This window comes from Streptomyces sp. Ag109_O5-10, assembly GCF_900105755.1.
Classification (GTDB): domain Bacteria; phylum Actinomycetota; class Actinomycetes; order Streptomycetales; family Streptomycetaceae; genus Streptomyces.
On the sequence record NZ_FNTQ01000001.1, the window covers coordinates 6,941,817 to 6,953,921 of the forward strand.

9 protein-coding genes are annotated in these 12,105 nt (G+C 71.4%); 8 read left to right on the plus strand and 1 reads right to left on the minus strand.

The window, feature by feature from the left end; translation table 11 throughout:
• Positions 1-564: 564 nt before the first annotated feature.
• Positions 565-1,113: a beta-class carbonic anhydrase gene (locus tag BLW82_RS31660; protein ID WP_093504075.1), complete on the minus strand. Its 549-nt coding sequence runs from the start codon at positions 1,111-1,113 to the stop codon at positions 565-567.
• A 358-nt stretch (positions 1,114-1,471) separates the two neighbouring features.
• Between BLW82_RS31660 and rsmH the strand changes: the two genes are divergently transcribed.
• From rsmH to ftsW, 8 genes are all read left to right on the plus strand, one after another.
• A complete protein-coding gene (rsmH, locus tag BLW82_RS31665; RefSeq protein WP_093504077.1) occupies positions 1,472-2,476 on the plus strand; it encodes a 16S rRNA (cytosine(1402)-N(4))-methyltransferase RsmH in 1,005 nt (334 codons plus the stop codon).
• Between the two features lie 33 nt (positions 2,477-2,509).
• Positions 2,510-3,067: a cell division protein FtsL gene (locus BLW82_RS31670; RefSeq protein ID WP_093504079.1), complete on the plus strand. Its 558-nt coding sequence runs from the start codon at positions 2,510-2,512 to the stop codon at positions 3,065-3,067.
• Positions 3,064-5,064 (plus strand): peptidoglycan D,D-transpeptidase FtsI family protein, encoded by a 2,001-nt coding sequence (locus tag BLW82_RS31675; protein ID WP_093504081.1) that lies wholly within the window; start codon positions 3,064-3,066, stop codon positions 5,062-5,064. The genes BLW82_RS31670 and BLW82_RS31675 overlap by 4 nt, the downstream gene beginning before the upstream one ends.
• A gap of 42 nt (positions 5,065-5,106) precedes the next feature.
• Positions 5,107-6,771 carry a UDP-N-acetylmuramoyl-L-alanyl-D-glutamate--2,6-diaminopimelate ligase gene (locus BLW82_RS31680; protein WP_177233140.1) on the plus strand — a complete coding sequence of 555 codons (1,665 nt, stop codon included), beginning with the start codon at positions 5,107-5,109 and terminating at the stop codon, positions 6,769-6,771.
• Positions 6,772-6,799: 28 nt separating this feature from the next.
• Positions 6,800-8,212 (plus strand): UDP-N-acetylmuramoyl-tripeptide--D-alanyl-D-alanine ligase, encoded by a 1,413-nt coding sequence (murF, locus tag BLW82_RS31685; protein ID WP_093504085.1) that lies wholly within the window; start codon positions 6,800-6,802, stop codon positions 8,210-8,212.
• Positions 8,212-9,282 (plus strand): phospho-N-acetylmuramoyl-pentapeptide-transferase, encoded by a 1,071-nt coding sequence (mraY, locus tag BLW82_RS31690; RefSeq protein ID WP_093504086.1) that lies wholly within the window; start codon positions 8,212-8,214, stop codon positions 9,280-9,282. Before murF ends, mraY begins: the two co-directional genes overlap by 1 nt.
• Positions 9,264-10,682 (plus strand): UDP-N-acetylmuramoyl-L-alanine--D-glutamate ligase, encoded by a 1,419-nt coding sequence (murD, locus tag BLW82_RS31695; protein ID WP_093504089.1) that lies wholly within the window; start codon positions 9,264-9,266, stop codon positions 10,680-10,682. The genes mraY and murD overlap by 19 nt, the downstream gene beginning before the upstream one ends.
• A gap of 66 nt (positions 10,683-10,748) precedes the next feature.
• Entirely contained in the window at positions 10,749-12,104 is a 1,356-nt protein-coding gene (ftsW, locus tag BLW82_RS31700) for a putative lipid II flippase FtsW (RefSeq protein WP_093504091.1), read from the plus strand.
• Position 12,105 lies beyond the last annotated feature (1 nt).

Here is a 12,105-nt window from a genome sequence, read left to right on the forward strand (position 1 = left end):
CGAATCACGGACACCACGCGTGAATGGTTCCGCGCGACGTCTCACATCGCATTCTTGCTGCCGTTACCGATTCGTGTCACTCGCCTGTGGACAACTGCCCGCAGTATGTCGGCCTTGCGGCCTTTCGGCCGCCTATTCGACAGGGGGTCGACAGCTTACGGCGGGCGCGCTCCGAGGCGCGCGGTCTGCTCGGCGGGAGCGAGGCGGCGGATCGGTGAGCCGCGAAGCGGCCGGCCGTACGGCGGGGCGATCGGGGCGGGGCGGCCGAGGCGAGCGCGCCGAAGCGGGCGGGCGGCGTGGGGTGACGCGGACCGCCGGCCCGGCGGAGAGGGGCCGGCCGGGCCGGGGGGCCGGGCCGGAGCGGACCCGAACGGTCTGCCGGCCCGGTGGTGAGGCGACGCGGGTGGCCCGCGCCGCCCGTGATCCGCCGGGGCCGGGCCGAACCGGCCGGCCCGGTGCGGGGCGCTCCGGCCGCTGTGGTCGCGTGCCCGGCGGCCGATGGTCGTCGCCGGCGGACCGGTCGGCCGGACGAGGCCTTCGGTGCGCGGTCCGGCAGGGGCCCGGTCAGGCCGGGTCGATCTCGCGGAGGAGGCCGGTGCGGACGTCGAAGACGAAGCCGCGTACGTCGTCGGTGTGCTGCAGGAACGGCGAGGTGCGCACCCGCTGCATGGACTGCCGTACGTCCTGGTCGACGTCCCGGAAGGACTCCACCGCCCAGGCCGGGCGCTGGCCGACCTCCATCTCCAGCTCGGTGCGGAAGTCCTCGGTGAGGGCCTCCAGGCCGCAGCCGGTGTGGTGGATCAGCACGATGCTGCGGGTGCCGAGCTTGCGCTGGCTGATGGTGAGGGAACGGATCACGTCGTCGGTGACCACGCCGCCGGCGTTGCGGATGGTGTGGCAGTCGCCGAGCTGCAGGCCGAGCGCCTTGTGCAGGTCGAGGCGGGCGTCCATGCAGGCCACCACGGCCACGTGCAGCACCGGCCGGGCGTCCATGCCGGGGTCGGTGAAGGCGGATGCGTAGGTCCGGTTGGCGTCCACCAGGCGGTCCGTCACGGTGCCGTCCGTGGTTATGGCGCCTTCGGATCCAGTGGGAACTGCTGCGGAAGTCGTCATAGTCAAGACGTTACTGGTCACGCGCGGTCACGGCCTCCGGCGGGAGGGGACAAAGAACGTCATCGTGGCTTGTTGTGAGCTAACCCACACGGAGGGCAAAATGCGCCCGCACGGGTGATTCCCGGTGAATCCCCACCCCGGCCGGGACGCCGTACGCGCCGCGCAGGCCGGTTGATTGACCGCGCGACACGGTGGACTAAAGTGACGCGAAGCGGGAGGCGAGGCTCTCCCCGCTGGTGAAATCCCCTGGAGACCCCGGCACTGCGCCCGGGCCGTCTCCCCACGTGCGCGGTGCGCGTACCGAGCGGGCGGGGACCCGGCGGTGCGTCCCCGCGCCGGAACTGAGAGGCCCCCGAAAATGAAAGGGCGCGAAGCGCTTCCGAACAAGGGCGGTGGCGGGCGAGAAGAGGGCCAGAGTCGACACGTCCCGGTGATGCTCCAGCGGTGCCTGGACCTGCTGGCGCCCGCCCTGGAGCGGCCGGGCAGCGTGGTCGTCGACTGCACCCTCGGACTCGGCGGCCACAGCGAGGCGCTGCTGACCCGCTTCCCCGAGGCCCGCCTGGTCGCCCTGGACCGTGACAAGGAGGCCCTGCGCCTGTCCGGCGAGCGGCTCGCCCCCTTCGGCGACCGCGCCACCCTCGTGCACGCCGTCTACGACGAGCTCCCCGCCGTACTCGAACGCCTCGGCATCGCGCGCGTGCAGGGCGTCCTCTTCGACCTCGGCGTCTCCTCCATGCAACTCGACGAGGCCGACCGGGGCTTCGCCTACGCCCAGGACGCCCCCCTGGACATGCGCATGGACCAGTCGACCGGCATCAGCGCCGCTGAGGTCCTCAACACCTACCCGGCCGGCGATCTCGTCCGCGTGCTGTTCCAGTACGGCGAGGAGAAGCAGGCCAAGCGGATCGTCTCGGCGATCGTCCGGGAGCGCGAGAAGGAGCCGTTCAGCAACAGCGCCCGGCTCGTCGAGCTGATCCGGGACGCGCTGCCGCAGGCCGCCAAGCGCACCGGCGGCAACCCGGCCAAGCGCACCTTCCAGGCGCTGCGCATCGAGGTCAACGGCGAACTCGCCGTCCTGGAACGGGCGATCCCGGCCGCCGTGAAGGCCCTCGCGGTCGGCGGGCGGATCGCCGTGCTGTCGTACCACTCGCTCGAGGACCGCCTCGTCAAGCAGGTGTTCGCGGCCGGTGCCGCCACCACCGCGCCGCCCGGGCTGCCGGTCGTGCCCGAGCAGTACCAGCCCCGGCTCAAGCTGCTGACGCGCGGTGCCGAACTTCCCACCGAGGAAGAGGTCGCCGAGAACCGCCGGGCCGCTCCGGCGCGTCTTCGGGGAGCCCAGCGCATCAGGGAGGAAGCCGAGTGAGCCAGCGGGGTTTCCGGACCCACCGGAGGACACGTGAGTAGGAAACCCGAGTTGCGGGGCCGGGCGGCCCGGCTCGCCCGGCTCTTCCCGGCCGGCCGTGCCCGCCAGGCCGCCCGTACCCCGTTCGTCCTGCTCGTCGTCCTGCTCCTCGGCGGCGGCCTGATCGGCCTGCTGGTGCTGAACTCGGCGCTCAGCGAGGGCTCGTTCAAACTCGACGACCTGCAGAAGAAGACGAAGAACCTCACCGACGAGGAACAGGCCCTGCAGCGGGACATCGACGCCTACTCCGCCCCCGACGCCCTCCAGCGCCGCGCCCGCGAGCTCGGCATGGTCCCCGGCGGCGACCCGGTCTTCCTCGGTCCGGACGGCACGGTGAAGGGCGTCCCAAGCGCCGCCGCCCTCCGGCAGAGCACCGCGCCGGCCGCCCCCGAGGCGCTCGGCACGCAGTCCGCGGGCGCGCCCGCCCCGACGCCCACCGGCTCCGCGACGGCGACGGCTCCGACGCCCTCCGCGCCGGTGACCGCGGCCGGACCGACGCCCACCCCGGCCCTCACGCCCGGAACAGCCCCGACCACGACCCCCGGCAGGTGACGGAAGTGCCCGACACTTCTGGAAACAGGCAGCCGCCGCGCCGCCGTGTGCCCGGCCCCGCCAAGCCGCCCCGCCCCCGGGACCCCAGGGGTGCCGTCCGGAGCCGGTCCGCCCCCGGTCCCGGCGCCCGGCCGGTCCGCCGCCCGGGCGGAGCGCGTCCTCCGGCCGCGCCCCCCCTGCGGCTCGGCAGCCCCCGGCCCCGGCTGCGCATGGTCGGCCTCGCCCTGACCCTGGTGCTGCTGGTCTTCGTCGGCCGCCTGCTCCAGGTCCAGGCCGTCGACGCCAGCGCGTACGCGGCGAAGGCCGAGCAGAACCGGTACGTCGTGCACACCCTGGCCGCCGAGCGCGGCGGGATCACCGACCGCAACGGCGTGGCGCTGGCGATCAGCGAGGACGCCTACGACATCACCGCCGACCCCACGATGTTCACCGGCAAGCAGCTCAAGGTGTCCGACGGACCCGAGCAGGCCGCCGCGCTGCTCGCCCCGATCCTCGGCAAGAGCCAGGCCGACCTCGTCAAGCTGCTGCGGCCCGCGAACAGGGACCTGCGCTACGTCCGGCTCGCCACCCGGCAGACCCCGCAGGTCTGGAAGCAGATCAAGGACCTGAAGGCCGCCCTCACCGCCAAGGCCGGGACCGGCGACAACACCGTGAACGTGCTGGCCGGCGTCTTCGCCGACCCGAGCAGCCAGCGCGTGTACCCCAACGGCGACCTGGCCGCCGGGATACTGGGCTGGGTCAACGCCGACGGCAAGGGCGGCGGCGGCATCGAGCAGCAGCTCGACAAGCAGCTGACCGGCAAGGACGGCAAGATCCGCTACGCCCAGTCCGGCGGCCGCGAGGTGCCCACCGCGGGCTCCACCGAGACCCCGGCCGTGCCCGGCTCCGACGTCGAGCTGACCATCGACCGGGACATCCAGTGGGCCGCGCAGAACGCCATCAGCGAGCAGGTCAAGAAGTCCAAGGCGGACCGCGGCTACGTGGTCGTCCAGGACACGCAGACCGGGCAGATCCTGGCGATGGCCGACTCGCCCGGCTTCGACCCGAACGACCTGTCGACGGCCGACGCCGACGCGATGGGCAACGCGGCCGTCCAGGACGCCTACGAGCCCGGCTCCACCGCCAAGGTCATGTCGATGGCGGCCGTCCTGGAGGAGAACGCCGCCACCCCCCTCACGCACGTGGTGGTGCCCAACCGGCTGCACCGCGGCGACCGGCTCTTCAAGGACGACGTCGACCACGACACCTGGTACCTCACGCTCAACGGCGTGCTCGCCAAGTCCAGCAACATCGGCACCATCCTCGCCACCGGCCAGCTCGGCAGGACCCAGGAACAGGCCAACCAGGTCCTCTACTCGTACCTGCGCAAGTTCGGCATCGGCAGCTACTCCGGGCTGGGCTTCCCCGGCGAGACCAAGGGCATCCTGGCCGCCCCGGGCAAGTGGTCGACCTCGCAGCAGTACACGATTCCTTTCGGCCAGGGCTTCTCCATCAACGCCATGCAGGCGGCCTCCGTCTACTCGACGATCGCCAACGGCGGGGTCCGGGTCGAGCCGACCCTGGTACGCGGCGCCAAGGGCGCCGACGGCCGCTTCACCCCGGCCGCCCAGCCGAAGAAGGCCCGCGTGATCAGCCAGAAGACGGCGAAGACCCTGGCCGAGATGCTGGAGTCCGTGGTGGACGACGAGCAGGGCACCGGCGCCAAGGCGGCCATTCCCGGGTACAACGTCGCGGGTAAGACCGGTACCGCCAACAGGGTCGATCCGGCCACCGGCAGGTACCGCGGCTACACCTCGTCGTTCGCCGGGTTCGCACCCGCCGACAAGCCCCGCATCACCGTCTACTGCGCCATCCAGAACGCCACCGCCGGCAGCTACTTCGGCGGCCAGATCTGCGGCCCGATCTACAAGCAGGTGATGGAGTTCGCCCTCAAGACCCTGCAGATCCCGCCGACCGGCGCCAAGGCGGCGAACCTGCCCGTCGACTACAAGCCCTGATCAGCACCTCAGCACCTCGCACAGACCACCAGGAACGAGCTCGTGACAACGACCACCCCCGATCCCGGGAACCACGGGATGCCGCGCCCCTCGCTTCGCTCCGGAGCGGGTGCGCCCGGTACGCTCACCGCCGTGCCACACGCTGATCAGTCCCAAACCACCCGGAAGGGCGCATCCGTGACATATCCGGGGCCGCCCAGGCCGGTTCAGGTCTCCGCAACACCCCTCGCGGAGCTCGCCGACCAGCTGGGTGCCGCCGAGCCGGAACCCGCGGCCGGCACCGCCGAGGTCACGGGCATCACCCACGACTCGCGCGCGGTCCGCCCCGGCGACCTGTACGCCGCCCTGCCGGGCGCCCGGCTGCACGGCGCCGACTTCGCCACCCAGGCCGCCGGCCTCGGCGCGGTCGCCGTGCTGACCGACCCGGCGGGCGCCGAGCGCGCCGCCGCGACCGGCCTGCCGGTCCTGGTCGTCGACGACCCGCGCGGGCGGATGGGCGAGCTGGCGGCCACCATCTACGGCCGTCCGGGCCGCGACCTGCTCCAGATCGGCATCACCGGCACCTCGGGCAAGACCACCACGGCATACCTGGTCGAGGGCGGCCTGAGGACCGCGCACAGCACCGGTCTCATCGGCACCGTCGAGATGCGCATCGGCGACGAGCGCATCAAGTCCGAGCGCACCACCCCCGAGGCCACCGACCTCCAGGCCCTGTTCGCCGTGATGCGTGAGCGCGGGGTCGAGGCGGTCGCCATGGAGGTCTCCAGCCACGCCCTGGTCCTCGGCCGGGTCGACGGCTGCGTCTTCGACATCGCCGTCTTCACCAACCTCAGCCCGGAACACATGGAGTTCCACTCCGACATGGAGGACTACTTCCGGGCCAAGGCACAGCTGTTCACCCCGGAACGCAGCAGACGGGGTGTGGTCAACGTCGACGACGAGTACGGCCGCCGGCTCGCCCGGGAGGCCTCCGTCCCGGTCGTCACCTACTCCGCGGAGGGCCACCCCGACGCCGACTGGCGCGCCGCGGACGTGCACATCGGCCCGATGGCCTCGACGTTCACCGTCGTCGGGCCCGAGGGCGTCCAGGTCGCCGCCAAGTCGCCCCTGCCGGGCCCCTTCAACGTGGCGAACACCCTCGCCGCGATCGTCGCCCTCACCGCCGCCGGGCTCGACCCGCAGACCGCCGCCGACGGCATCGCCGCCGTACCGGGCGTGCCGGGCCGCCTGGAACGCGTGGACGCCGGACAGCCCTACCTCGCGGTCGTCGACTACGCCCACAAGACGGACGCCGTCGAGTCGGTCCTCCGGGCCCTGCGCAAGGTCACCAAGGGGCGGCTGCACATCGTCCTCGGCTGCGGCGGGGACCGCGACCGGACCAAGCGGGCCCCGATGGGCGCCGCCGCGGCCCGGCTCGCCGACATCGCCGTACTGACCTCCGACAACCCCCGCTCGGAGGACCCGCTCGCGATCCTCGCGACGATGCTCGAGGGCGCCGCCTCGGTGCCCGCCCACGAGCGCGGTGAGGTGCTCCTCTTCGAGGACCGGGCCGCCGCGATCGAGGCCGCCGTCGCCCGCGCGCACCCCGGCGACACCGTGCTGGTCGCCGGCAAGGGCCACGAGCAGGGCCAGGACATCGCCGGCGTGATCCGCCCCTTCGACGACCGCCAGGTCCTCCGCGAAGCCATCCGGAAAACCCAGGGATGAAAATCCAGAAGACCCAGGGGATGAACTTGTGATCGCCCTCTCTCTCGCCGAGATCGCAGAAGTCGTCGGCGGGCAGACGCACGACATACCGGATCCGTCCGTCCAGGTCACCGGGGAGGTCGTCCGGGACTCCCGCGAAGCGGGGCCGGGCAGCCTGTTCGCCGCCTTCGTGGGCGAACGCGTGGACGGCCACGACTTCGCCCGGCAGGTCGTCGCCGCCGGCGCGGTCGCCGTCCTGGCGTCGCGCCCCGTCGGCGTGCCCGCGATCGTCGTGGACGACGTCCAGACCGCCCTCGGCGCCCTCGCGCGTCATGTCGTACGACGGCTCGGCGCGACCCTCGTGGCGCTGACCGGCTCGGCCGGCAAGACCAGCACCAAGGACCTCATCGCCCAGGTGCTGCGCACCAAGGCGCCGACCGTCTTCACGCCCGGCTCGCTCAACAACGAGATCGGGCTGCCGCTGACCGCCCTGTCCGCCACCGGGGAGACGAAGTTCCTGGTGCTGGAGATGGGGGCCCGCGGCATCGGCCACATCCGCTACCTCACCGATCTGACACCCCCGAAGGTCGGTCTGGTCCTCAACGTCGGCACCGCGCACATCGGCGAGTTCGGCGGCCGGGAGCAGATCGCCCAGGCGAAGGGCGAGTTGGTGGAGGCGCTGCCCGCGGCCGAGGACGGCGGGGTCGCGGTCCTCAACGCCGACGACCCGCTGGTGCGGGCCATGGCCTCCCGTACCAAGGCGAAGGTGGTTCTTTTCGGAGAGTCGGCCGAAGCGGACGTACGGGCCGAGAACGTGCGACTCACGGACACGGGACAGCCCGCGTTCAGTCTTCACACACCCTCCGGTGCAAGCGATGTGACCATGCGCCTGTACGGTGAGCACCACGTGTCGAACGCGCTCGCCGCGGCCGCCGTCGCCCATGAGCTGGGCATGTCCGCGGAAGAGATCGCCCTCGCGCTCTCCGAGGCGGGCTCCCTCTCCCGCTGGCGTATGGAGGTCACCGAGCGCCCGGACGGCGTGACGATCGTCAACGACGCCTACAACGCCAACCCCGAATCCATGCGAGCCGCACTGCGCGCGCTCGCGGCCATGGGTCAGGGGCGCCGCACGTGGGCGGTGCTCGGCAAGATGGCCGAGCTCGGGGACGAGGCGCTCGCCGAGCACGACGCGGTCGGACGGCTCGCCGTCCGGCTCAATGTCGGCAAGCTCGTCGCCGTCGGGGGAGTGGAAGCCTCCTGGCTGCAACTGGGCGCATATAACGAGGGTTCGTGGGGTGAGGAGTCGGTGCACGTGTCCGACGCACAGGCGGCGGTCGACCTGTTGCGCAGCGAGTTGCGCCCGGGGGACGTCGTACTCGTGAAGGCGTCACGGTCGGTGGGCCTGGAGAGCGTTGCGCAGGCGCTCCTGGAGCCCGGTGCCGAGGGTGTTGATGCCCGATGATGAAGCAGATCCTCTTCTCGGGTGTCATCGGTCTCTTCCTGACGCTGATCGGCACCCCGCTGCTGATCAAGCTCCTCGCCCGCAAGGGCTACGGCCAGTACATCCGTGACGACGGCCCGCGCGAGCACGCCAGCAAGCGCGGTACGCCGACGATGGGCGGTATCGCCTTCATCCTGTCGACGGTCGCCGCCTACTTCCTGTCCAAGGTGATCACCGGCTACACCCCGACCTACTCGGGCCTGCTGGTGCTCGGCCTGATGTGCGGGATGGGCCTGGTCGGCTTCCTCGACGACTACATCAAGATCGTCAAGCGGCGCTCGCTCGGTCTGCGGGCCAAGGCGAAGATGGCCGGGCAGCTGATCGTCGGCATCTCCTTCGCGGTGCTGTCGCTGCAGTTCGCCGACGCCCGCGGCAACACCCCGGCCTCCACCAAGCTGTCCTTCATCACGGACTTCGGCTGGACCATCGGCCCGGTGCTGTTCGTGGTCTGGGCGCTGTTCATGATCCTCGCGATGTCCAACGGCGTGAACCTGACCGACGGCCTGGACGGTCTGGCCACCGGCGCCTCCGTGCTCGTCTTCGGCGCCTACACGTTCATCGGCGTCTGGCAGTTCCAGGAGTCCTGCGCCAACGCGACGACCCTGACGAACCCGAACGCCTGCTACGAGGTGCGCGACCCGCTGGATCTCGCGGTCATCGCCTCCGCGCTGATGGGTTCCTGCCTCGGCTTCCTGTGGTGGAACACCTCGCCGGCCAAGATCTTCATGGGCGACACCGGTTCGCTCGCGCTCGGCGGTGTCCTCACGGGTCTGGCGATCCTCTCCCGCACGGAGCTGCTCGTCGCCATCATGGGCGGCCTGTTCGTCCTCATCACCATGTCGGTCGTCATCCAGGTCGGCTCCTTCCGGCTCACCGGCAAGCGCGTCTTCCGGATGGCACCGCTCCAGCACCACTTCGAACTCAAGGGCTGGTCCGAAGTCCTTGTGGTGGTCCGCTTCTGGATCATCCAGGGCATCTGTGTGATTGTCGGACTCGGCCTCTTCTACGCAGGATGGGCAGCGGACAAGTGACCGACTGGCAGGGCAGGCACGTCACCGTCGCCGGGCTCGGCGTCTCCGGTGTCCCGGCGGCCAAGGTGCTGCACGCGCGCGGGGCGGTCGTCACGGTCGTCAACGACGGCGACGACGCACGCGCGCGTGAACAGGCCGCCGAACTGGAGGCTTTGGGCGTCACGGTACGGCTCGGTGACGGCGCGACCCTGCCGGAGGGCACCGAGCTCGTCGTCACCGCGCCCGGCTGGAAGCCGGACAAGCCCCTGTTCCAGGCGGCCCGCGCGGCCGGCATCGAGATCTGGGGCGACGTCGAACTCGCCTGGCGGCTCCGCGGCCCCGGCGCCGCCCCCTGGCTGGCCGTCACGGGCACCAACGGCAAGACCACCACCGTCCAGATGCTGGCGTCGATCCTGAAGGCCGCGGGCCTGCGCACGGCCGCCGTCGGCAACATCGGCGTCTCGCTGCTCGACGCGGTCCTAGGGGACGAGGAGTACGACGTCCTCGCGGTGGAGCTGTCCAGCTACCAGCTGCACTGGGCGCCCTCGCTGCGCGCCCACTCGGCGGCCGTGCTGAACCTCGCCCCCGACCACCTCGACTGGCACGGCTCCATGGAGGCCTACGCGGCCGACAAGGGCCGCATCTACGAGGGCAACCGGGTCGCGTGCGTCTACAACGTCGCCGACAAGCTCACCGAGGATCTGGTCCGCGAGGCCGACGTCGAGGAGGGCTGCCGGGCCGTCGGCTTCACCCTCGGCACCCCCGGGCCCTCCCAACTCGGCGTGGTGGACGGCATCCTGGTCGACCGCGCCTTCGTCGAGAACCGGCAGAAGAACGCCCAGGAGCTGGCCGAGGTCTCCGACGTCAACCCGCCGGCCCCGCACAACATCGCCAACGCCCTTGCCGCCGCGGCCCTCGCGCGCGCCTTCGGGGTGCCCCCCACGGCCGTACGGGACGGACTGCGGGCCTTCACGCCGGACGCCCACCGCATCGCGCACGTCGCCGACGTGGACGGGGTCGCCTACGTCGACGACTCCAAGGCCACCAATACTCACGCGGCCGAAGCCTCGTTGGCGTCATATGAGTCGATCGTATGGATTGCGGGCGGTCTGGCGAAAGGTGCGACCTTCGACGAACTGGTCGCCAAGTCGGCAAAGCGACTTCGCGGCGCGGTGCTCATCGGCGCCGATCGCGCCCTCATCCGGGACGCCCTCGCGCGACACGCGCCGGAAGTCCCGGTCGTCGACCTCGACCGGACCGACACTGGGGCGATGCTCGCGGCGGTCCAGGAGGCCCGGCGGCTGGCGGTCGAAGGCGACACGGTGCTCCTTGCCCCCGCCTGTGCCTCCATGGACATGTTCGCCAACTACAACAAGCGCGGTGACGCGTTCGCCCAGGCGGTTCGCGAACTCGGCGCCTGACCCGGCCGCCTGCCGGGCGACCTTGGGAGGGACCCGTGGGACGGTCGACGTGCAGCGGAGGCGTTGATGTCCGGTAGCCGCACCGGCCGCCCGCCCGTACAGCGGGCGGTGCGCCGGCCCGTCACGCCCCGCGCCTCGCGCGACAACGCGCTGCGGCGGTTCTACATGCGCGCCCACCGGGCCTGGGACCGGCCGCTCACCGCGTACTACCTGATCCTCGGCGGCAGTCTGCTCATCATCGTGCTGGGCCTGGTGATGGTCTACTCGGCCTCCCAGATCACCGCGCTGCAGATGTCGCTGCCGGGCTCGTTCTTCTTCCGGAAGCAGTTCCTGGCCGCCTGTATCGGCGGCGTGCTGCTGCTCGTGGCGTCCCGCATGCCGGTGAAGCTGCACCGGGCGCTCGCCTACCCGATCCTCGCCGGCGCCGTCTTCCTGATGGCGCTGGTACAGGTGCCGGGGATAGGGATGTCCGTCAACGGCAACCAGAACTGGATCTCTCTGGGCGGCTCCTTCCAGATCCAGCCCAGCGAGTTCGGCAAGCTCGCCCTGGTGCTGTGGGGCGCCGACCTGATGGCGCGCAAACAGGAGAAGCGGCTGCTGAACCAGTGGAAGCACATGCTGGTGCCGCTCGTTCCCGTGAGCTTCCTGCTGCTCGGGCTGATCATGCTCGGCGGCGACATGGGCACGGCGATCATCCTGACCGCGATCCTGTTCGGCGTGCTGTGGCTTGCGGGGGCGCCGACCCGGCTGTTCGCCGGAGTGCTGTCCATCGCGGGCGTGCTCGGTGTGATCCTCATCAAGACGAGCCCCAACCGCATGGCCCGGCTCGCCTGCATCGGCGCCACCGAGCCGAGGAGCGGTGTCGCCGACTGCTGGCAGGCGGTGCATGGCATCTACGCGCTGGCCTCCGGCGGACTCTTCGGCTCCGGCCTCGGTGCGAGTGTGGAGAAATGGGGACAACTCCCCGAAGCCCACACCGACTTCATCTTCGCCGTCACCGGTGAGGAGCTGGGCTTGGCGGGGACGCTGTCGGTACTCGCCCTCTTCGCGGCTCTAGGCTATGCGGGTATCCGCGTGGCCGGACGCACGGAGGACCCCTTCGTGAGGTACGCCGCGGGAGGCGTGACCACCTGGATCACCGCTCAGGCGGTGATCAACATCGGTGCGGTGCTCGGCCTGCTGCCGATCGCCGGCGTCCCCCTCCCGCTGTTCTCCTACGGAGGCTCCGCCCTGCTGCCGACCATGTTCGCCATCGGGCTGCTGATCGCCTTCGCGCGCGACGAGCCCGCTGCGCGGGCGGCGCTTGCGATGCGGCAACCTCGGTTTGGTAGAAAGCGGGGAACCGGGGGCCCTCAGGGGCCTCGGAGATGGAACACGATGCGACGGCGTGCCTCGGCGGCGCGCTCGTCCGGAGAGCGGTGAA